At 61.0% G+C, this 21,345-nt stretch carries 21 protein-coding genes; 9 read left to right on the forward strand and 12 right to left on the reverse strand.

Annotation, left to right across the window (positions count from 1 at the left end):
* The first annotated feature begins 20 nt into the window (after nt 1–20).
* On the forward strand, nt 21–944 hold the full coding sequence (locus HU730_RS16585; RefSeq protein WP_096142889.1) for an AraC family transcriptional regulator: 924 nt from the start codon (nt 21–23) through the stop codon (nt 942–944).
* Here HU730_RS16585 and HU730_RS16590 read toward each other — a convergent pair.
* On the reverse strand, nt 919–1,425 hold the full coding sequence (locus HU730_RS16590) for a GAF domain-containing protein (protein ID WP_020302594.1): 507 nt from the start codon (nt 1,423–1,425) through the stop codon (nt 919–921). The two genes, HU730_RS16585 and HU730_RS16590, sit on opposite strands and share 26 nt — an antisense overlap.
* A 53-nt stretch (nt 1,426–1,478) precedes the next feature.
* Entirely contained in the window at nt 1,479–2,981 is a 1,503-nt protein-coding gene (proP, locus tag HU730_RS16595) for a glycine betaine/L-proline transporter ProP (RefSeq protein ID WP_014718644.1), read from the reverse strand.
* A 305-nt stretch (nt 2,982–3,286) separates the two neighbouring features.
* Between proP and HU730_RS16600 the strand changes: the two genes are divergently transcribed.
* Both HU730_RS16600 and HU730_RS16605 read left to right on the forward strand, forming a co-directional pair.
* The gene (locus HU730_RS16600) at nt 3,287–3,817 is read left to right on the forward strand and encodes a GNAT family N-acetyltransferase (protein ID WP_034127595.1); all 531 of its coding nucleotides are present in this window, start codon (nt 3,287–3,289) and stop codon (nt 3,815–3,817) included.
* A gap of 143 nt (nt 3,818–3,960) precedes the next feature.
* On the forward strand, nt 3,961–5,364 hold the full coding sequence (locus tag HU730_RS16605; protein ID WP_186527551.1) for an MFS transporter: 1,404 nt from the start codon (nt 3,961–3,963) through the stop codon (nt 5,362–5,364).
* Here HU730_RS16605 and HU730_RS16610 read toward each other — a convergent pair.
* Complete coding sequence (locus tag HU730_RS16610; RefSeq protein WP_096142890.1) at nt 5,351–6,196, reverse strand: alpha/beta hydrolase; 846 nt, start codon at nt 6,194–6,196, stop codon at nt 5,351–5,353. The two genes, HU730_RS16605 and HU730_RS16610, sit on opposite strands and share 14 nt — an antisense overlap.
* Nucleotides 6,193–7,176 (reverse strand): DMT family transporter, encoded by a 984-nt coding sequence (locus HU730_RS16615; protein WP_096142891.1) that lies wholly within the window; start codon nt 7,174–7,176, stop codon nt 6,193–6,195. The genes HU730_RS16610 and HU730_RS16615 overlap by 4 nt, the downstream gene beginning before the upstream one ends.
* 92 nt (nt 7,177–7,268) lie before the next feature.
* On the opposite strand from HU730_RS16615, the gene HU730_RS16620 reads away from it, so the two are divergent.
* Nucleotides 7,269–8,177 (forward strand): LysR substrate-binding domain-containing protein, encoded by a 909-nt coding sequence (locus tag HU730_RS16620; RefSeq protein ID WP_054921370.1) that lies wholly within the window; start codon nt 7,269–7,271, stop codon nt 8,175–8,177.
* A gap of 30 nt (nt 8,178–8,207) precedes the next feature.
* Here HU730_RS16620 and HU730_RS16625 read toward each other — a convergent pair whose 3' ends face one another.
* From HU730_RS16625 to HU730_RS16635, 3 genes are all read right to left on the reverse strand, one after another.
* Nucleotides 8,208–9,500, reverse strand: a complete 1,293-nt coding sequence (locus HU730_RS16625) for a sorbosone dehydrogenase family protein (protein ID WP_014718638.1) — start codon at nt 9,498–9,500, stop codon at nt 8,208–8,210.
* Nucleotides 9,497–9,922, reverse strand: a complete 426-nt coding sequence (locus HU730_RS16630; protein ID WP_054921373.1) for a DUF2231 domain-containing protein — start codon at nt 9,920–9,922, stop codon at nt 9,497–9,499. Before HU730_RS16630 ends, HU730_RS16625 begins: the two co-directional genes overlap by 4 nt.
* 88 nt (nt 9,923–10,010) lie before the next feature.
* Complete coding sequence (locus tag HU730_RS16635; RefSeq protein WP_034127589.1) at nt 10,011–10,334, reverse strand: hypothetical protein; 324 nt, start codon at nt 10,332–10,334, stop codon at nt 10,011–10,013.
* 223 nt (nt 10,335–10,557) lie between these two features.
* Between HU730_RS16635 and HU730_RS16640 the strand changes: the two genes are divergently transcribed.
* Genes HU730_RS16640 through HU730_RS16650 form a run of 3 tightly spaced genes read left to right on the forward strand, consistent with a single transcriptional unit; the run spans nt 10,558 to nt 12,273 of the window.
* Nucleotides 10,558–11,037, forward strand: a complete 480-nt coding sequence (locus HU730_RS16640; RefSeq protein WP_186527550.1) for an ATP-binding protein — start codon at nt 10,558–10,560, stop codon at nt 11,035–11,037.
* Entirely contained in the window at nt 11,034–11,831 is a 798-nt protein-coding gene (locus HU730_RS16645; RefSeq protein ID WP_034127587.1) for a nucleotidyltransferase domain-containing protein, read from the forward strand. Before HU730_RS16640 ends, HU730_RS16645 begins: the two co-directional genes overlap by 4 nt.
* Complete coding sequence (locus HU730_RS16650; protein WP_186527549.1) at nt 11,824–12,273, forward strand: NUDIX domain-containing protein; 450 nt, start codon at nt 11,824–11,826, stop codon at nt 12,271–12,273. Before HU730_RS16645 ends, HU730_RS16650 begins: the two co-directional genes overlap by 8 nt.
* A gap of 109 nt (nt 12,274–12,382) precedes the next feature.
* Here the strand turns inward: HU730_RS16650 and HU730_RS16655 are convergent, their stop codons facing one another.
* Nucleotides 12,383–12,961, reverse strand: a complete 579-nt coding sequence (locus HU730_RS16655) for a cysteine hydrolase family protein (RefSeq protein WP_186527548.1) — start codon at nt 12,959–12,961, stop codon at nt 12,383–12,385.
* 164 nt (nt 12,962–13,125) lie between these two features.
* Between HU730_RS16655 and HU730_RS16660 the strand changes: the two genes are divergently transcribed.
* Complete coding sequence (locus HU730_RS16660; protein ID WP_186527547.1) at nt 13,126–15,324, forward strand: OsmC domain/YcaO domain-containing protein; 2,199 nt, start codon at nt 13,126–13,128, stop codon at nt 15,322–15,324.
* 123 nt (nt 15,325–15,447) lie between these two features.
* On the opposite strand, the gene HU730_RS16665 is transcribed toward HU730_RS16660, so the two are convergent.
* The 4 genes from HU730_RS16665 to HU730_RS16680 all read right to left on the reverse strand — a co-directional run bounded on the left by HU730_RS16665 (nt 15,448) and on the right by HU730_RS16680 (nt 20,340).
* Entirely contained in the window at nt 15,448–16,614 is a 1,167-nt protein-coding gene (locus tag HU730_RS16665) for a cystathionine gamma-synthase (protein WP_186527546.1), read from the reverse strand.
* Nucleotides 16,611–17,987 (reverse strand): cystathionine beta-synthase, encoded by a 1,377-nt coding sequence (locus HU730_RS16670; protein ID WP_186527545.1) that lies wholly within the window; start codon nt 17,985–17,987, stop codon nt 16,611–16,613. The genes HU730_RS16665 and HU730_RS16670 overlap by 4 nt, the downstream gene beginning before the upstream one ends.
* A 627-nt stretch (nt 17,988–18,614) precedes the next feature.
* Nucleotides 18,615–19,097 carry a VOC family protein gene (locus HU730_RS16675; RefSeq protein WP_186527544.1) on the reverse strand — a complete coding sequence of 161 codons (483 nt, stop codon included), beginning with the start codon at nt 19,095–19,097 and terminating at the stop codon, nt 18,615–18,617.
* A 58-nt stretch (nt 19,098–19,155) separates the two neighbouring features.
* Nucleotides 19,156–20,340: an MFS transporter gene (locus tag HU730_RS16680; RefSeq protein WP_186527543.1), complete on the reverse strand. Its 1,185-nt coding sequence runs from the start codon at nt 20,338–20,340 to the stop codon at nt 19,156–19,158.
* A 94-nt stretch (nt 20,341–20,434) separates the two neighbouring features.
* Here HU730_RS16680 and HU730_RS16685 point away from each other — a divergent pair, with 94 nt between their 5' ends.
* On the forward strand, nt 20,435–21,328 hold the full coding sequence (locus tag HU730_RS16685; RefSeq protein ID WP_127881925.1) for a LysR family transcriptional regulator: 894 nt from the start codon (nt 20,435–20,437) through the stop codon (nt 21,326–21,328).
* Nucleotides 21,329–21,345 lie beyond the last annotated feature (17 nt).

Below are 21,345 nucleotides of genomic sequence, written 5' to 3' on the forward strand. Positions count from 1 at the left end.
AAGCATCGAAAGGGTCTGTCATGACGTCCACTCCCACCCCCCTGAACGCGCTGATCCAGTCGATTGGTTCGCGCACCCCGTCGCCCGGCGACTACGCCATGCCGATCTCCGGCCTGGGCTTTTATCGGCGTGAGCAACCCGCTGCGCCGGTGGTGTGCATGGTTGAGCCGTGCATCGTGCTGGTGGCCCAGGGCGAGAAGCAGTTGTGGGTCGGCGGCGAGGGCTACCCCTACGACACTTCCCGGTTCCTGGTGACGTCGCTGGACATCCCGGCCAATTCCGAGGTGCTGGCGGCCAGCCCCGAGCAGCCGTGCCTGGGGCTGACGTTCAAGCTGGACCTGCGCATGCTCGCCGAGCTGATCGCCCAGGGTGGCTTGCCACCGGTGCGTGAGCGTGCGGTCATGAAGGGCGTGGGGATCGGCACGGTCACCGACGGCATGCTGGCCGCATTCGCGCGCCTGGTGGCGTTGCTGGATGAACCCGAGGCTATTCCGGTACTTGCGCCATTGATCCAGCGTGAGATTCATTACCGGCTATTGAAAAGCGACCAGGCTGGCCGACTGCGCCAGATCTGCTCGGTGGACGGGCAGGGCTATCGGATTGCCAAGGCCATCGACTGGCTGAAGTTGAATTTCGACGGGGCCCTGCGTGTGGAAGAGCTGGCAGCGCGGGTGCAAATGAGCGCGGCGACCTTTCACCATCACTTCCGGCAACTGACCGCGATGAGCCCGCTGCAATACCAGAAATGGCTGCGTCTGAATGAAGCACGACGATTGATGTTGAACGAGCACCAGGATGTCTCCAGTGCCGCGTTCAAAGTCGGGTATGAGAGCCCGTCGCAATTCAGCCGTGAGTACAGCCGGCTGTTCGGGGTGCCGCCCAAGCGTGATATGGCAACACTGCGGGGCCGGGCGGGTGTCAGTGATCCGCCGGGGTCAGATTAGCGTAGAAGATGCAGCCAATCAGCCGTGCGAACAGGCTCAGGGTTTCCGGCAGGTTCGGGTCGTCGAACAGCATGGCCCGTGAGTCCAGCGCACACAGCGCCCCGAACAGGCGGCCATCGGGCAGGAAGATCGGCGCGCCGGCGTAGCTTTCGATGGCGTATTGCTTGACCACCGGGCGTGACGCGAAACGGCCGTTCTGGCTGATCTGGGGGATGAACAGGGTGTGTGGGTTGATGCAGAACTCACTGCACAGGGTGGTTTCAAGGTCGAGTACGTCGTCGACGTTGATGCCCATTTGCAGCGGGTCGTAGGCCGAACACACCACCCATTCCTGGTCGGTGAACTTGGCGATGCCGGCGAATCTCATCCCGGTCAGACGAGTGACCAGCTTGAGGATGTTGGTGGTTGCTTCAATTTCGGCAATGGCGGCGCGCTCGTCTGCGCTGAGTAACCTGTGTGCGGCGGTGACGCTTGAAACCATGCTGAACGCTCCAATGGCGTGGTCGCAGGCCGCGACCACGCACAGTCAGGTTATTAGTTGATGCGCGGGTGTTGCTGTACCAGGTTTTCCCGCTTGGTTTGCAGCGCGGCAATCTCGGCATCGATGTCTTCGATTTTCTGCTCGATATTGTCGTGATGCTCCTGCAGCAGCTCCTTGGCTTCTTCCATGTCGGAAGCCGCCGGGGCCGCGCCACGCAGGGGCTTGTTGGCGGTTTCCTTCATGGTCAGGCCCGTGATCAGTCCAACCACTGCAAACACCATCAGGTAATAGGCGGGCATGTACAGGTCGTTGGTGCTCTCCACCAGCCAGGCCACGGCGGTCGGCGTAACACCGGCGATCAGTACCGAGACGTTGAACGCACTGGCCAGGGCGCTGTAGCGCAGATGGGTGGGGAACATTGCTGGCAAGGTCGACGCCATCACGCCGATAAAGAAGTTCAGCACCACCGCCAGAATCAACAGGCCGCCGAAAATCAGGCCGGTCTTGCCACTGGTGATCAGCATGAAGGCCGGGATCGACAGGAACAGCAGGCCAATGCTGCCGGCGATGATGAAGGGCTTGCGGCCGATCTTGTCGCTGACAAAACCAATGAACGGCTGCACGAACAACATACCGACCATAATCGCGATGATGATCAGCACGCCGCTGTTTTCGGCATAGTGCAGGTTGTGGGACAGGTAGCTCGGCATGTAGGTGAGCAGCATGTAGTAGGTCACGTTGGTGGCCGCGACGATACCGATGCAGGTCAGCAGGCTGCGCCAGTGCTTGGTGGCGATTTCCTTGAACGAGACTTTAGGGCCGTGGCTCAGGCCTTCGCGGTCACCCTGTTCGAGTTTGTCGACATGCTGTTGAAACGCCGGGGTTTCTTCCAGCGCGTGGCGCAGGTACAGGCCGATGATGCCCAGGGGCAGGGCGAGGAAGAACGGCAGGCGCCAGCCCCAGGCCTCGAATTCGGCTTCACCGAGCACGGTGGAGATCAACACCACCACACCCGCGCCGAGCACGAAACCGGCGATGGAGCCGAAGTCCAGCCAGCTGCCAAGGAATCCGCGCTTGCGGTCCGGGGCGTACTCAGCCACGAAAATCGACGCGCCGGTGTACTCGCCGCCCACCGAGAAACCCTGGGCCATTTTGCACAGCAGCAACAGGATCGGGGCCCAGATGCCAATGGAGGCATAGCCGGGGATCAAGCCGATGGCAAAGGTGCTCAAGGACATGATCACGATGGTGGCGGCCAGGACTTTTTGCCGCCCGTACTTATCGCCCAGTGCGCCGAAGAACAGGCCGCCCAGCGGGCGAATCAGGAAAGGTACGGAGAAGGTGGCCAGTGCTGCGATCATCTGCACGCTGGGGGAAGCGTCGGGGAAGAACACCTTGCCCAGCACATAGGCGACAAAGCCATAGACGCCAAAGTCGAACCATTCCATGGCATTGCCAAGTGCGGCGGCGGTGATCGCCTTGCGCATCTTGTTGTCGTCGACAATGGTGATGTCTTTCAATCCGATGGGTTTGACGCGTTTTTTACGTAGTTTCATGCGGGCCACTCAAAAGCTGAACAGGGGAGGTGCCATCGCTACGATGGCACCGCTCTGTCAGTTCAGATACAAGTGGACACGAAATAATTCACCGCTTTGTGTATTTTTTATCGCATGGGTAAAAATGCCTGGTTCTGAGGGCCGATGCATAGCTACCGGCAAAACAGATCAAATGTGGGAGCTGGCTTGCCTGCGAAAGCGGTGGTTCAGTTAAAGATTCAGTGACTGGCACTCCGCTTTCGCGGGCAAGCCCGCTCCCACAAGGGGAGGCATTGTCAGTCAGGCAAAACAGGGAAGTCATTTAAATGCCAAGCAGTCATTCACGCCTTACCTACCGCCAACCACGACCCGCAGACGTTCAGCGATTGTTCGCGATCTTCGGCGATCCACAGACCAACCTGTTCAATCCTGCCGGCCCGCTGCCCAACCTGGGGGCGGCACAGCGGCTATTGGATCACTGGCTGGAACAATGGGCTTCCCAGAGCTACGGCTGGTGGGCGATTGCCCGCAAAGAGACCCCCGACCACATCATCGGGTTTGGCGGCATCGCGCCCCTTAATTACCTGACGCAGCGGCGCATCAACCTTGGCTATCGTCTGGCCGTGGAGGCCTGGGGGCAGGGGTATGCCACTGAGCTGGGTCGTGACGCCCTGGCGCTCGCGTTCGACACGCTATCGCTACCGGAAGTCTTCGGGTTAGTGCGGCCCGATCATGCTGCGTCGATCCGCGTATTGGAGAAGCTCGGCATGCAACGCTTTGGCCTGCTGGATGATGTCCCCGGTCAAGCGCCCAGCCTAGTGCTCAGGGTTTGTCGTCCTACAACTGCACAGCACTGACATTTTTCGAATTCACGTAAATACTGGATAAGCGGCAATCTTTGCGATTGACACTGCGCGGGCGTCTCGCTATAAAACTTGCAGTTGTACGACGACATATGACGTTACATATGTCCTACCTAACAAAAATAAAAAGTGATGCCATGAATCTGAACGAGCCCATCAGTGCCCTTCGTGTCGGCCAGGCGGTCGGCAGCTATCGCTGGACGATCTGCGCGATGTTGTTTTTCGCGACCACGGTCAATTACCTCGACCGCCAGGTGCTCAGCCTCTTGGCACCGCAACTGTCAACGCAGTTTGGCTGGAGCAACACCGATTACGCCAACATCGCGGCGGTGTTCCAGTTTGTCTACGCCATTTCCATGCTGTTTGCCGGGCGCTTCGTCGACAGGATCGGCACCAAGGCCGCCTATATGGTAGCCATTGGCATCTGGTCCACTGGCGCGATCATGCATGCGTCTTCGGTGCCGATGGGCGAGGGCATCGCGGCGGTCAGTGGTGCCATTGGCCTGGCCGTAATCCCGGTGTCCATTGCCGGTTTCATGCTCTCACGAGCGGTATTGGCGATTGGCGAAGCGGGTAACTTCCCGATCGCGATCAAGGCCACTGCCGAATATTTCCCCAAGAAAGAACGCTCCCTGGCCACCGGCATCTTCAATTCCGGGGCCAACGTCGGTGCGATCCTGGCGCCAATCTGTGTGCCACTGATTGCTGGTATGTGGGGCTGGGAGGCAGCGTTTATGGTCATTGGCATGCTGGGTTTTGTCTGGGTAGCCGTGTGGGCCGCTGTGTATGAAAAACCGGAACAGCAAAAACGCCTGTCACCTGAGGAACTGGCCTACATCCGTAGCGACCAGACCGTTCAACCATTTACCCCGGCACCGACGGGCACCGCAGGGAAGAAAGTCTCCTGGTTCAAACTATTGACCTACCGCCAGACCTGGGCGTTTGCCTTCGGCAAGTTCATGACAGACGGCGTGTGGTGGTTTTTCCTGTTCTGGTTGCCCACCTACCTGTCTGCCCAATACGGCATGAAAGGCGCCGATATCGTGATGCCGCTGGCGGTGCTGTACAGCATGACCATGGTCGGCAGTATAGGCGGCGGCTGGTTCCCCAGCTACTTCATGGCGCGCGGCGATGCCCCCTATGACGGGCGCATGAAAGCCATGCTGGTGATTGCGCTGTTCCCGCTGGTGGTGTTGCTGGCGCAGCCGTTAGGTTACCTCAGCTTCTGGGTGCCGGTGCTGCTGATCGGTGTGGGCGCTTCGGCACACCAGGCGTGGTCATGTAACATTTTCACCACCGTGTCCGATATGTTCCCGCAGAAAACCGTGGCTTCGGTGGTCGGCATTGGCGGCATGGCCGGTGGCCTGGGTGGCGTGCTCATGACCAAGATCGGTGGCTGGGTGTTCGACTATTACAAGTCCATCAACGACATCCATACCGGCTACATGATCATGTTTGCCATCTGCGCCCTGGCTTACCTGGTGGCCTGGAGCGTGATGAAGACGCTGGTGCCGCGCCACAAGGAAATCACTGATCTGTGACGCTAGCTAGAAAGGTCATCAAGGCAGCGACGATGACCTCGGGCGCGTCCTCTTGCACCAGATGCCCCGCACGCGGGACGCGCAGGTAGCGTGCACCTAATCTATCTGCGAGCGCGTCGCCCTGTGCCACGTTGATCCATTGGTCCTCCTCTCCCCAGAGCAATTGCACCGGGCAACGCAGCCCGGTGAGCCGGTCTTCAATCTGGTCGGTATAGCGCTGGTCCATTTGCGCAATCTGGCGATAGAAGGCGGGCTGGCCAATCTCGCCTGTCCAGGGTGTGACGTAGGCGAGCAGCACCTGGGCAGGTAGCGGCGTGAAGGCGGCGCCCTGTAGATAGGCACGCACAATCGCCTCATGGATATAGGCCGGCGCGTCGCTGAAGGCCTGTTCATGGCGGCGCACATGCTGCACCAGCGGCGAACCCCAGGGCGCCATGGCGACGGGGTCGATCAAGGTCAGGCTGGCATAGTCGCAGCCATCGAGCAGATGCGAGCGCAGTGCCGTGGCACCGCCAAAATCATGGGCCAGCACATGGGGGCGTTCCAGGCCCCAATGGTGCAGCAGGGCGGCGAGCAACAGGTTTTGCACGCCCAGGGACACGTCCTGGCCCGGCGCCTGTTCAGACTGGCCATAGCCAAGCAGGTCGTAATAGAACACGCGGTATTGCCGGGCGAACAAGGGTGCGATACGCCGCCACACATGGGAAGAGAACGGCGTGCCATGAACCATCACCAGCGCCGGCCCCTGGGTACCCAGCTGGCCCCAGCGCACGGTTTGATTGTGGAAGTCAAAGGTGTGGGGCAGTGCCAGTGCGTCGTTTGAATGGGTCATGGTTGAGTCTCCCCTAAGGTCTGATGGGTTGTGGCGGGTTTTGCCAGCGCCAGGAGGATACGAACCGCCATGACCACGCCGACGAGCACGGCAGCCAGGCCCACGGCTTCCATTGGCGTCGGCCAGCGCCGGTGAAAGCCTAGACCGAGCAGGCTGGCGAAGAGTGATTCCAGGGCAATCAACTGACCGCTCAGTACCATGGGCAGGCGCCGCGTTGCCGCATTCCAGGCCCAGGCGCCGACCACCGTGGACATCACCGCGATGCCCAGGCTCCAGGCATACAGCGGCCATGCCTGGCTCCAAGCCGCGCCAAGGGTCGGCAACCGGAACAAGCCCAGCGCGTATAGCCATGGCAGCAGGCACAGCGCCGCGCCGCCTGCGCCTACCAGCATCAGGGCAGTCCACAGACCGGTTGCGCTGGCTGGCAGGCGCGCCAGTTGCTGTTGATTGATGACGCTGAACCCCAGCCACAAGGCCACTGCGCCCAGGGAGAAGCACAAAGCCGCCAGCCAGGAACCGGTGCCGGAGGCGGGCAGTTGGAGGCTGCTGACCGTGGCCAGCAACAGCCCCATGGTGAGGCAGGACAACGGCATCACCAACTGGCGCCATTGCAGGGTCTTGTGACTGGCGTTGCCTATCAACGCCAGTAGCACCGGGACCATGCCGACAAACGCTGGCGTCAGCACCGGGCCGCCGAACATCGCGCCGGCAGCAATGCACACGCCATAACCGAGGCAACCCAGTGCGCCCAGTGCTGCCGCCAGTACGCACTGGCCGGTGCTGAGTACACTCAATTGCGCCCTGCACACCATGATCCAGACGAGACCCAGCCCACCGGCCATCAGAAACCGTACGGCCATCAAGTCGTAGAGGCTGTAGACGCCGGTGACGTAGGGCGCAATGAAGTTCAGCGCCCAGCCAAGGGTGGCGACAACGGCAAATATCACACCGGTAAAGAGTGAGGTGCGGGCGCTGGTCATCAGGCTGATCCATGAAGTGAGGGATTCATGGTGCCCAGCGCTGCGGCTGTGCTACAAACGAGTTTTCAGCCTTGGATGCATAACCACAGATTATGAATGCACTTGGCAAAACCTTACCGCCTCTGGCCAGCCTCCTGCCGTTTGAAGCGGCGGCGCGCCTGGAGAGTTTCTCCAAGGCGGCCGATGAATTGCACATCACCCAGGCAGCGGTCAGTCGGCAGATCCGCGGGCTGGAGGACAACCTGGGGGTCAAGCTGTTTTGTCGGCGCAACCGTGGGGTGTTCCTGACGCAAGAAGGGCGTGAGCTGGGGCGGGTGGTCAGCCTGGCCTTGCACAGCATCAGTGAGGGCGCGGTCAGCCTGAGAACATCGCCCCAGCGAAATCGCGTGGTACTGCTATGCCAGCTATGCGAGGCGTTCTATTGGTTGATGCCGCGCCTGGCGACCTTCCACCAGCAATACCCGCAGATCGAGATCCAGGTGGTGACCTGCACGCGGCCGATCACCCAGTTCGACGGGCATTTCGATGTGGCCCTGCAAAGTACCCGGCGCGCCAGTGGCAGCCATACGCTGATGTTCACCGCCTCCGACGAGGTGTTCCCGGTGTGCAGCCCCAGCTACCTCTGCCCGGAACAACCGTTATCACTGGCTGAATTAAAGCCCTGCACATTTCTGCACCACAGCTCCGAGCCTCCGCATTTGATGGAGTGGGATGAGTGGCTGCAGATGTTCGGCCACACGCTGGCCAGGGATGCACGCAGTGCCACCTTCGACAGTTACCCGCTGATGTTGCAAGCCGCCGTGGAAGGGCACGGTATCGCCATGGGTTGGCGTCGTACCGCAAGCCGGCTGATTGAGAGTGGGGCGCTGGTGCGGCCCTGCGCAGAAAGCGTGTTTTTGCCCGAGGCTATTTCGGTCTACAGGCAGCAAGGGGCGGGCAGTCGGGAGGAGGTCACGGCGTTGTTGGCCTGGCTTGACGCACAATTGCAAAGTGACGGCTGACAGGGGCGTCGCTGCCCCTGTCATCTGCGGTTATTGGTTACGCGTGACGCGCCAAATCGTATTGGCCAGGTCGTCTGCAATGATCAGCGCGCCTTTGGGGTCTACCGTCACCCCCACTGGACGCCCACGGGTCTTGCCGTCGTCGCCGCGAAAGCCGGTGGCAAAGTCGATGGGCTCGCCCGCCGGTTTGCCGTTGCTGAACGGCACGAAGATCACCTTGTAGCCCACTGGGTTGTCACGGTTCCAACTGCCGTGCTCGCCGACAAACGCGCCGTCAGCGAATTTTTCACCCATGGCGGGGATGGAAAAATCCACGCCCAGCGCGGCCACATGGGAGCCCAGACTGTAATCGGGTTTGATCGCCGCAGCCACCTTGGCCGGGTTCTGCGGTTGTGCGCGGGGGTCGACGTTCTGGCCCCAGTAGCTGTAGGGCCAGCCGTAGAAGGCACCTTCACGCACCGACGTCAGGTAGTCTGGCACCAGGTCGGGGCCGAGTTCATCGCGCTCGTTGACCACGGTCCACAGTTGCCCTGAGCCCGGTTGGATGGTCAGCGCCGTCGGATTGCGCAGGCCCGTAGCGTAGGGCTTATGCGCACCGGTGGCGGCATCGATCTGCCAGACCATTGCGCGGTCGATCTCCACTTCCATGCCGCGTTCGGTGATGTTGCTGTTGGAACCGATGCCCACATACAGCTGACGCCCGTCGTCACTGACGGCCAATGACTTGGTCCAGTGATGGTTGATCTGCGCCGGCAGGTCGGTGACTTTGACGGGCGGGGCGCTGGCCTTGGTTTGGCCGTCGGCGTAGTCAAAGCGCACCAGTGCGTCCTGGTTGGCCACATACAGTTTGCCGTCGGCGAATGCCAGCCCGTAGGGAGCGTTGAGGTTGTCGGCGAATACCGTCTTGAGTTCATAGGTGCCGTCACCGTCGGCGTCACGCAGCAGCGTAATGCGGTTGCCGCCCTTGACCTTGGTGTTGCCCTGGGCCTTGATCACACTGGCGATCACGTCCTTGGGCTTGAGCTTGGCCGCACTGCCGCCACGGCCTTCGGCCACCAGGATATCGCCGTTGGGCAGCACCAGGGTCTGGCGCGGGATCGCAAGGTCGGTGGCGATGGCGGTGACGCTGTAGCCTTCGGGTACCTTGGGCTTTTGATCGCCCCACGGCGTGGGCTCGGCAATCTTCATGCTCGGCAACAGGCTGCTTTGTTGTTCGGGCAGCTTGGGGTCAGGGCCGCGCGCCTGGGTCTTGTCACCTTCGCCGCCACAGGCACTCAGCAACAGGGCGGCGCTGAGCAGGGTCAGTGTGTTGAGTGGTTTCATCGGGCAGCTCCTGAGCGCAGGTTAGTCAAGCCGATCCAGGTGGCGACAATCGCCAGCACGGTGACGATCGCCGACAGCACCAAGCCAGCAGGCATCATGGCGTAGGCATCCTTGGCATGTTGAAAGGCGTTCACCAGCCCCAGCACCCATGTGCCCAGCAACAGCAGGAAGTACGCCACCGGGCGCCCGCCCTTGTGTTCGGCGCGCACCAGGTTGACCAGTGCAAACAGCAGGGCAAAACCACAGAACACCAACGCCCCGGCGATCAGCCAGGAGGCAAAATTGGCCCATTGGATCTGGTAGGTCTGGCCGTAGGCGATATCACTGAGCAAGGCCCCGAGAAACAACGGCACGGTGCCGGCAAGCAATGTGCCATGCAACGGCCCAGGCCTGACGACGGGGTAAGTGGAGAGGGTAGTCATGTTGGTGGCGGCTCCTTATCGTTCTGCACCCTGGGCTCAGGGCGCGCTGACTTCGCATAGGAAAGGAGCATGGCACTTGTAAGAAAGTTCACTGGGATGGCGTGTCGAGGTGTTTCTCGAACCATGCCCAATAGGGCGTATTTTTGACCTGGCGGCGGTTGTAATCCGGGCTGCCATCGCCCCACCACACAGGGCCACGCTCGCCCAACGCGACCTTGCCGCGCTGCACCCGTTGCCGGGCGGCGTTCAAGGCATCGGGGTCGGCGCTGCCCTTGGCTGACTTGACCGCCCGGCGTGCATCCATCAATTCATTGACCCAGTATTGGCGCGTCGCTTCATCCAGCGCCGGATTGGTACAGCGCCACAACTGCCCCTTGACCACAAAGTAGCGACCGTCCGGGGTGCTAAGCATGGTGCCAGCGCAGCACTCGCAGCACACCCCATAGCATCGAAATCACAATCGCCATCCAACCGGCAAACAGACTGAAGAGTGTCATTGCAAGGTTCATCACCACCTCCAATTGCGTTGTCGTCTCCTGATAAGTGACCTCGCTCGGGAACGAGGATTCAACTGGATGTGTTTACGATAATGCCTGCATGACTCATCCTGTTGGGCTCCTCCAAGGAATCGTTTTATGCCAACCCTGCACCTGTTATGCGGCAAAATCGCCTCCGGCAAGTCCACACTCGCCAAGACCCTCGCCACCGAGCACGCATCCATTGTGCTCAGCGAAGACCAGTGGCTGGCCAGTCTCTACCCTGGTCAGATCCAGAGCATTGCCGACTACCTGCGCTGTGCCCAGCAGGTTCGTGGAGTACTTGAGCCGCTGGTGATCGATCTGTTGGCGTGCGGCGTCAATGTGGTGCTGGATTTTCCGGCCAATACCCTCGCCAATCGTCAATGGTTACTCGGCCTGGCCCAGGCAGCCAAGGTGCCGCACTGCCTGCATTACCTGGAGCTGGACGATGCCACCTGTCGTGCGCGCCTGCATGCGCGCAATGCCCGAGGTGAACATGATTTTGCCGCCACCGATGCCGAGTTTGACCTGATCACTCGCCATTTCAGTGTGCCGAGTGAAGAGGAAGGGTTGGTGATTGAGGTGCATCGCCCGTGACTACCCAAAAACCTGCTGGCATCGATGGCGACGGCTATATCCTCACCGTCGCTGATGGACCTATACAACCGGAGTTCCAGCCCCTGCTGGCGGACGTTTGCGCTACCTTGTCCCGGCCTGAGCTGGGGCTGCACGGGATCTACCTGTATGGCAGCATCGCACGGGGCGAAGGTGAGACCGGCATTTCTGATCTTGACCTTTCCCTGATACTGGTCGAGCCACCGGATGCGCCTGTGCTTGAACAATTGGAGTCGGCCCGACTCGCTTTGGAGCAACGGCATCCCCATGTCACCAAGATCGACTTTGATATCGGTCACCGCGCCCAGGTGTTGGCGCCTGAAAACCTAAACAGTTGGGGCTTCTGGCTCAAACATCATTGCCGCTGTCTCTGGGGCGAAGACCTGTCACTGCACGTCGAACCGTTTCGCCCGTCCCGCGCCATCGCCCTGGCGGTCAACGGCGATTTTGAACAGGCGCTTACGGCGTACCTGTTGCGCATCGAACAGGCCAGTACTGAACACACACGGCTTGGCCTGCAGCGGGAAGCATCGCGGGCCTTGATCCGCGCTACCCACACCCTGCGAGCCGAGGATGCGCAAACCTGGCCGCAAACCCTGGAAGACTACGTCGGGCTGTTCGTTCAGCATTACCCGACCATGCGCGTGCAAATCGCCTACTTCCTGTTTGAGGCACGCAACCCGAGTGCCGAGGGCGAGGCATTTACGACACGCCTACGGGCGTTTCTGAGCTGGATGGTTTCGGCCCTCATAGAAAGGAATCAATCAGATGCGTGAACGCAAAGCCGCACGATTACTGGTCATCAACCCTGCACAGCAAGTGTTGCTGTTTCGCTTCGTGCATAAAGACGGCGCCCTGGCCGGCCAGGATTACTGGGCCACGCCCGGCGGTGGCGTGGAGGCAGGGGAGAGCTTCCACAGCGCTGCGATTCGTGAGTTGCGCGAAGAGACGGGTATCACCGTCAGCAGCGTTGGGGAATCCGTGGCAGAGCGTAGTTTCCCGTTGATGTTACCCAGCGGTGAAACCGTGTTGGCAGTAGAGCGGTACTTCGTTGTGCATGCATCCAGCGACGCGTTTTCCAGGGCCGAATGGACAGTAGAGGAGACCCAGGTGATGGCGGATCATCATTGGTGGTCGGCAGAGGCGCTGCTCGCGACGAGCGATACGGTATGGCCGCAGGCGTTGCCGCAAATGCTGGAGGATGCCGGGGTGTTTTAGCCGTTTTCCATGAACGATGGGGGCAGGCGAATCGGGGCGACATTTAGGTAAGCGGCGGCTTTAGGGCTGTCACGGGAGCAAGCTCCCTCGCCACAGGTGCAGCATTGCATCAAAAAGCGCATCGCGGGTTACATGGATCTAATATTTCCCCGGTATTGAACACCCTTGCATAGTCCATCGCCAGGTTACTGAGCGACAACGCATGCACATCCTCTGCGACCCACAGGCGCCCCGACAAGTCGGTTTGATCGAAGGTAAAACACGCATCCGCCGCCACGATCACGTCGAACCCCAGGTTGCCGCCCGAGCGTGCGGTGGATTCCACTGAATTGTTGGTGATGACCCCGACGATTACCAACTGCTGGATCGAGCGCAGGTGCAGCCAGCGCTCCAGGCCCGTGGCGCTGAATGCATCCGGTACGTTTTTTTCCACCACATGCTCATGGGCCAGAGGGTGCAGCGCATCCTGGAACTCACAGCCGGGCTGGCCTGGCCGGAACACCGAAGCGCCAGAGCGGGAGATATGCCGCACATGAATGATCGGGCGTTGCGCCTGGCGCCAGGCATTGAGCAATTGCTGTATGTGCTGCTCAGCGTCTGGGTTGTTGCGGCGGCCTAGTGTGGGATCGGCCATGCCTTTTTGCATATCGATGATCAACAGTGCGGCGTTCGTCGCTATCGGTTCCATGGCCTGTCCTGGCGGTGGTGAACATTATCTAACTGGAGCAACGCGCTCCCACAGGGTGGACGTTAGCACCGATCAGCAGCCCATACGCAAAACCCTGAGACTTCCCGGCGAAACGCTTCATAATGGCGGCCAATTTGTTTAGCTCGTTATTCTGGTGTGCCCGCATGGAAATTAAGGTCAACTTTCTCGACAACCTTCGGCTTGAAGCCAAGTTCGATGACTTCACGGTCATTGCCGACCAGCCCATCCGCTACAAGGGCGATGGTTCGGCACCGGGGCCATTCGACTACTTCCTGGCTTCGTCGGCGTTGTGTGCGGCGTACTTTGTGAAGTTGTACTGCCAGACGCGCAATATTCCCACCGAGAATATTCGCCTGTCGCAGAACAACATCGTCGACCCGGAAAACCGCTACAACCAGATTTTCAAGATCCAGGTCGAATTGCCCGCAGATATCTCCGACAAGGACCGCCAAGGCATCCTGCGTTCCATCGACCGCTGCACCGTGAAGAAAGTGGTGCAGGCCGGGCCGGAATTCGTGATTGAGGAAGTCGAGAACCTCGACGCCGATGCCCAGGCGCTGTTGATGCCCAACTCCACGTCCGCAGCAGGCACCTACATTGCCGGCAAGGACCTGCCGCTGGAGCAGACCATCGCCAACATGTCGGCGATTCTCGCGGGCCTGGGCATGAAGATCGAGATTGCCTCGTGGCGCAATATCGTGCCCAACGTGTGGTCGCTGCATATCCGCGACGCCCATTCGCCGATGTGCTTTACCAACGGCAAAGGCGCGACCAAAGAGGGCGCGCTGGCGTCGGCGCTGGGTGAGTTCATCGAGCGTCTGAACTGCAACTTCTTCTACAACGACCAGTTCTGGGGCGAGGACCTGGCCAACGCGCCGTTCGTGCATTACCCGGACGAACGTTGGTTCCAGCCGGGCCCCAACGATGAGCTGCCGAGTGAAATCCTCGATGCCTACTGCCTGAAAATCTACAACCGCGAGGGCGAGCTGCGTGGTTCACACCTGTTCGACACCAACTCCGGCAACGAAGCCCGTGGCATTGTCTCGCTGCCGTTCGTGCGTCAGTCCGATGGCGAGGTGGTGTATTTCCCGTCCAACCTGATCGAAAACCTCTACCTGAGCAACGGCATGAGCGCTGGCAACACCTTGGCCGAAGCCCAGGTGCAGTGCCTGTCGGAGATTTTCGAGCGAGCGGTGAAGCGCGAAATCATCGAAGGCGAATTTGCGCTGCCGGACGTACCCGCCGAAGTGCTGGCCAAGTACCCGGGCATCCTGGCGGGTATCGAAGGCCTGGAAGCCCAGGGCTTTCCGGTGCTGGTCAAGGATGCCTCCCTGGGCGGTGAATTCCCGGTGATGTGCGTGACCTTGATGAACCCGCGCACCGGCGGCGTGTTCGCTTCGTTCGGCGCGCACCCCAGCCTGGAAGTGGCACTGGAACGCAGCCTCACCGAGCTGCTGCAAGGCCGTAGCTTCGAAGGCTTGAACGACCTGCCGCAGCCGACCTTCGAAGGCCAGGCGGTCACCGAGCCGAACAACTTCGTCGAGCACTTTATCGATTCCAGCGGCGTAGTGTCGTGGCGCTTCTTCAGTGCCCAGTCGGATTATGAATTTGTCGAGTGGGACTTCTCCGGCCAGGGCGAAGACTCCAACGCCCAGGAAGCCGCCACGCTGTTCGGCATCCTCGAAGGCATGGGCAAAGAGTCGTACATGGCGGTGTATGAGCACCTGGGCGCTACTGCCTGCCGCATCCTGGTGCCGGATTACTCGGAAATCTACCCGGTGGATGACCTGATCTGGGACAACACCAACAAGGCGCTGTTTTTCCGCGAAGACATCCTCAACCTGCACCGCCTCAGCGAGGAGGAGCTGCAGGCGTTGGTCGAGCGCCTGATAGAAAGTGAGCTGGACGACTACACCGATATCACTACGTTGATTGGCATTGAGTTCGATGACAACACCGCGTGGGGCCAACTGACCATCCTGGAGCTCAAGCTGCTCATCTTCCTGGCCTTGAAGCAGTATGAAGAGGCCAAGGAATGCGTAGAGATGTTCCTACAGTACAACGACAACACCGTTGAGCGCGGCCTGTTTTACCAGGCGATGAACGCGGTGCTGGAGATGGAACTGGATGACGACCTGGAATTGGCTGACTACGAGGCCAACTTCCGGCGCATGTTTGGTAATGAGCGCATGGACGCGGTGATCGGTTCGGTTGACGGCAGTGTGCGCTTTTATGGGCTGACGCCGACCAGCATGAAGCTGGAAGGCCTGGACCGGCATTTGCGCTTGATCGACAGCTACAAGAAGCTGCATGCGGCACGGGCCAACATCACCCAAGGCTGATACACACTGATCGTTCCGACGCTTTGCGTGGGAATGCAGTCAGGGACGCTCTGCGTCCCCAACCGTGACGCAGAGCGTCACCGGTTGCGTTCCCACGCGGAGCGTGGGAACGATCAAATTGAGTTAGATGTGGGCCAAGGCTTGAGCCAGATCGGCGCGCAAATCCTCCACATCTTCAACCCCCACCGACAAGCGCACCAGCCCATCGCCAATCCCCAATTGCGCTCGCGTCGCCGCCGGGATGCTGGCATGGGTCATGATCGCCGGGTGCTCGATCAGGCTTTCCACGCCCCCCAAGCTCTCGGCCAGGGCGAAGATCTTCACGTTTTCCAGAAAGCGCGTCGCGCCGGCCAAGTCGCTGTTCAAGTCCACTGAAATCATCCCGCCAAAGCCGCGCATCTGCTGTTTCGCCAGGTCGTGCTGTGGGTGGGATTTGAGGCCCGGGTAGTGAACCCGTGACACTTGCGGTTGTTGTTCCAGCCAGGTGGCCAGGTCCAGGGCATTGCTGCAATGGCGCTCCATGCGCAGCGCCAGGGTTTTTACCCCGCGCAGGGTCAGGAAGGCATCGAACGGCCCGGCGATGGCGCCGATGGAGTTTTGCAGGAAGCCCAGGCGTTCGGCCAATTCAGCGTTATCACCGACAACAGCGATACCACCGATCACATCAGAATGCCCATTGAGGTATTTGGTGGTGGAGTGCACCACGATGTCGAAGCCCAACTCCAGCGGGCGCTGGATCCAGGGGCTGGCAAAGGTGTTGTCGGCCACGCAGATAATCCCGCGGGCACGGCAGATGCGGGCGACGGCGCGCAGGTCGGTCAGGCTCAGCAGCGGGTTGCTTGGGGTTTCGACCCAGACCATGCGCGTGTCGTCCTGCAATGACGCTTCAAACGCCGACAAGTCGCTGAGGTCGACATAGCTGAAACGGTGCCCGGCACTGCGCTGGCGCACCTTGTCGAACAGGCGGAAAGTGCCGCCGTACAGGTCGTTGCCCGAGACGATATGCGCGCCGGCATCCATCAGCTCCAGCACGGTGGAGATCGCCGCCAGCCCCGAGGCAAACGCAAATGCCTGGCTGCCGCCTTCAAGGTCGGCCACGCAGCGTTCCAGGGCGAAACGCGTGGGGTTATGGGAGCGGCCATAGTCAAACCCCTTGTGTACGCCGGGGCTGTCTTGCAGGTAGGTGGAGTTGGCGTAGATCGGCGGCATCAGCGCGCCTGTGGTCGGGTCGGGTGACTGCCCGGCGTGGATCACACGGGTGGCAAACGCGCTTTTATCGGGCTGGCTCATGCAAGGGATCTCCGTAGGTGGTTAAGCAGGTCGACGCGGGTGATCAGGCCATGAAAGCCTGCGGCGTCGGCAATGATGGCGACCAGGCCGCGATCCAACTCGGCCTGCAGTTCGGCCAGGCTGGCGCTGGGGGCCAAGGTGTGTAGCGTATTGGTCATGGCGCTGGCGACGGTCGTAGAAAAATCTGCAGCGTCGTGGTGCAGGCCCAGCAGGATGTCGGACTCGTCGATCACGCCCACCAGAGTCTGGCCATCGACCAGCACTGGCAGTTGCGACACGTCCGCCAGGCGCATGCGCTGGAAGGCGGTGAGCAGGGTGTCGTCTGGGCTTACGCTGATCACGCGGCCGTCTTCGAAGCGGCGCGCGATCAGGTCGCGCAGGTCACCGTAGTGCTTGTACTGCAACAGCCCCGCGTCGTTCATCCACTGGTCGTTATAAACCTTGGACAGGTAGCGCGTACCGGTGTCGCAGACGAAGGTGACCACGCGCTTGGGCTCGGTTTGCTCGCGGCAGTAGCGCAAGGCCGCGGCGAGCAGTGTGCCGGTGGATGAGCCGCCGAGGATGCCTTCGGCCTTGAGCAATTGGCGGGCGTGGTCGAAGCTGTCTGCATCACTGATGTAGTAGGCGTGGCGCACGCTGGACAGGTCGGCAATCGAAGGGATGAAGTCTTCGCCAATACCTTCCACGGCCCAGGAACCAGGGGTTTCCAGCTTGCCGCTGCGGCTGTATTCGGCCATCACCGAACCGACCGGGTCGGCCAGCACCATGGCCAGTTCGGGTTGCACGCGCTTGAAGAACCGCGTCAAACCGGTGAGGGTGCCGGCCGAGCCGACGCCCACCACAATGGCGTCCACGTCGTGCTGGGTCTGCGCCCAGATCTCCGGCGCGGTGCTGGTCTCGTGGGCCAAGGGGTTGGCCGGGTTATTGAACTGGTCGGCGAAGAACGAGCCTGGAATATCCTTGGCCAAGCGTGCCGCCACGTCCTGGTAATACTCGGGATGGCCCTTGCCCACATCGGAACGGGTGATATGCACCTCGGCGCCCATGGCCTTGAGGTGCAGCACTTTTTCCGTGGACATCTTGTCGGGTACCACCAACACCACCCGGTAACCCTTGGCCCGGCCCACCAGCGCCAGGCCCAGGCCGGTATTGCCGGCGGTGGCTTCAATGATGGTACCGCCAGGGCGCAAACGACCGTCGCGTTCAGCGGCGTCGATCATCGCCAGGCCGATGCGGTCCTTGATGGAACCGCCGGGGTTTTGCGATTCAAGCTTGAGAAACAGCGTGCAGGGGCCGGTATCGAAGCGGCTGACCTTGACCAGCGGGGTGTTGCCGATCAGCTCAAGTACAGCAGGGCGTGAAGAGGTGGGCATGTCGTCTCCTGGTTACGGGATGGGCGCAGGGCGGGGGACAGCAAAAAAACAGCATGGCTTGGAACATAGGCCGGTATTGACGGTGTCGCAACCGGGCGTCCGTTGTATGACTTTTTTTGCCGCATGGGGGAGGGCGCGCGATCCAGATGTGGGAGCTGGCTTGCCTGCGATGGTCATAGGTATCTACACAAATTTGGTGCGACGCTGAACCTGTGGCGAGGGAGCTTGCTCCCGTGACGGCCTGACAGCCGGCGTCGATCTAACTAACGCGCCGCGATTCAAATGTGGGAGCTGGCTTGCCAGCGAAGGCGGTCTGCCAGCCGACCGGAATATTGGATTTGACCGAGTACATATCCATTATTAAGGTAACGGCCACCGATGGTTCCGCCCTGACGGCGGCTCACTTTGCAAAAGCCGGGATGCCGGCCCAGGCCAAAGTAAGCAAAACGCTCTTGCCCCACCACTCGGCACCTCGCCTAGGCTCGGTGTGCCCGTAATCCGCCAGCGCGGTTTAACGGGGCGCCTAAGATCAAGAGCGACTCGCTTCGCATCGTGGTTGCTGTCTGCTGTTACGCTGCCTGACCCACCGCCATCGCGGCCTCGTTAAGGCTCGAGCGCTCCCACCGTTCAGTTTCCGGCAACGGCGGCTTCGATGGCAGCGATGTCGATTTTGGTCATGGTCATCATCGCTTCAAATGCACGCTTGGCGACGGCAGGATCTTTACTGGTAACTGCATCGACCAACACCCGCGGCGAGATCTGCCACGACAGCCCCCACTTGTCCTTGCACCAACCGCAAGCGCTCGCCTGCCCATCGTTGTCGATGATGGCATGCCACAAACGGTCGGTTTCCTCCTGATCCTCGGTAGACACCTGAAAGGAAAACGCTTCACTGTGCTTGAACAGGGGGCCGCCATTGAGGCCCACGCAGGGGATACCCAGTACGGTGAATTCCACGGTCAACTCATCACCCTGCTTGCCGGATGGGTAGTCGCCAGGCGCACGGTGTACGGCTTTTACTTCGCTGTTGGGGAAGGTCTGCGCGTAGAAGGTCGCTGCCTCCAGGGCATCGCCGTTGTACCAGAGGCAGATCGTATTCTTGTTGTTCATCGCAAGGCTCCTCGGGTTGAAAGGTGCATGAAGTCTAGACGAACAACCTGCACGCTACTCAGGCTTGCACCGCCTCCCGGCCAGCGCGTGAGTCGGCCCGCCGCGAACGCCAACTCAGCCCCAATACCATCAGCAAGCCCAGGCCCGCCATCAGTGCGCCTGCCAGGGATATGGCCGGGTAGCCCAGCCTGGCATTGATCACCGCGCCACCCAATGCCGCACCAATCGCATTCCCAAAATTGAACGCACCGATGTTCATCGCCGAAGCCAGGTTAGGCGCGTCTTTGGCGGCCTCCATCACCCGCATCTGCAGCGGCGGCACCAGAGCAAAGCTGGCTGCGCCCCACAGTAGGATCGACAGTGCAGCGGGCAACGGCCATTGCATAAGCACCGAAAAGGCCAACAGCACAGCAATCAACACCACCAGCGAGATGATCAAGGTGCGGTCCACCGACCGGTCCGCTGACTTGCCACCCCATACATTGCCCAGGGTGAGCCCGATTCCGAACAGCACCAGCATCCCGGTGACGAAGTTGGTCGAAGCGTGGGTGACATCTCGCAGAATCGGCGCGATGTAGGTGAATACCGTAAACATCGCACTCGAGCCCACTACTGTCAGTGCCAACGCGGCCAGCACCGGCCCGCGACCCAGCACACGGATTTCCGCCATCAGCCCGCCACCTTTGGGCGCCGGAGCATTGGGCAAGGCCCACCACAGCGCCGCCATGACCACCGCGCCAAGCCCGCTGATGCCCCAGAACGCGGTACGCCAACCAAAGTGCTCACCAAACCAGGTCGCCAGGGGTACGCCGCCAATGGTTGCGAGGGTCAGCCCCATGAACATCGCCGCCACAGCCCCCGCGCGCTTCTCGGGCGCCACCAGGCTTGCGGCCACAATCGAGCCAATCCCAAAGAACGCTCCGTGATTGAGCGACGTCACCAGCCTGGCGATCATCAGCGTCTGGTAGTTGCTGGCCAGCGCCGACAGCAAATTACCCAGGGTAAAAATCGCCATCAGCCCTATCAGCAGATAACGGCGGGGCACCCTGGCCGTCGCCAGGGTCATGATCGGCGCGCCAATCAACACGCCCATGGCGTAGGCGCTCACCAACAGCCCCGCAGCGGGAATGGAGACATCAAGATCAGCGGCGATACCGGGCAACATGCCCATAGGTGCAAACTCTGTGACCCCGATGCCAAAGGCACCGACGGACAATGCTACAAGGGGGGGATTGATACGCATGGGTGACTCCTCATCTGTGAGCCAAATGCTACAATCCTGCCTTTTGCAGCAGTAGCCCTTGGTTGGGAACTACAGCTTTGCGCAGGAGGCACAAATGGACATCGGCGGGCGTTCGGGAGAGATGGAAGTGTTCACCATGGTCGCCGAGCACGGCAGCCTGTCGGGCGCGGCCAGGGCCTTGGGGCTGACCCCATCGGCCATCAGCCGTATCATTACCCGCACCGAACAGCGCATCGGCACCCGTCTGCTACTGCGCACCACCCGCGCCATCACCTTCACCGCCGAAGGCGAAGCCTACCTGCGCGGCGCCCGACGCATCCTCGCCGACATGGCCGAAGTCGAAGATGCCATCACCGACCAGGGCGCCCCACGCGGACGCCTGCGCGTCAGCGCCGCACTGGCCCACGGCCGCATGACCATCGTTCCCCTGATTGCCGCCTTCAGCGCTCGCTATCCCGCCATCGTCGTCGATCTGATGCTCGGCGATGAAGTGGTGGATATTCTCGGCGGCCAGGCCGACGTCGCCATCCGCTTCGGCCCCCTCGCTGACAGCCCCCTGACTGCTCGCCTTATCGGCTCTACCGGGCAGGTTATCGTCGCCTCACCGGAATACCTGGCACGGCATGGCACTCCCGTGACGCCGCAGGATCTGCTTGAGCACAACTGCCTGCGCTTCAACTTCCGCCGAGCGGCGCCGGATTGGCCGTTTCGGGTGGAGGGGCGGGAGTTTTCGCTGAAAGTGGCGGGGACGATTGAAGGGAATAGCGGTGAGGCATTGGCGCAGTTGGCAAAGCTGGGGGCGGGGGTGGCGAGGATTGGGGCGTTTAGTGTGGTGGAGGAAGTGAGACGGGGGGAGTTGGTGGTGTTGTTGGAGGAATTTAATCCGGGGGATGTGGAGCCGATTCATGCGGTGTTTGTGGGGGGAGGGGCGATGCCGGCAAGGGTTAGGGCGTTTGTGGATTTTTTGGTGGAGAGGTGTGGGGGGTGAGGGGAGGGATTTTTGGG

Source organism: Pseudomonas sp. SWRI22, from assembly GCF_014268395.2.
GTDB lineage: Bacteria > Pseudomonadota > Gammaproteobacteria > Pseudomonadales > Pseudomonadaceae > Aquipseudomonas > Aquipseudomonas paracarnis.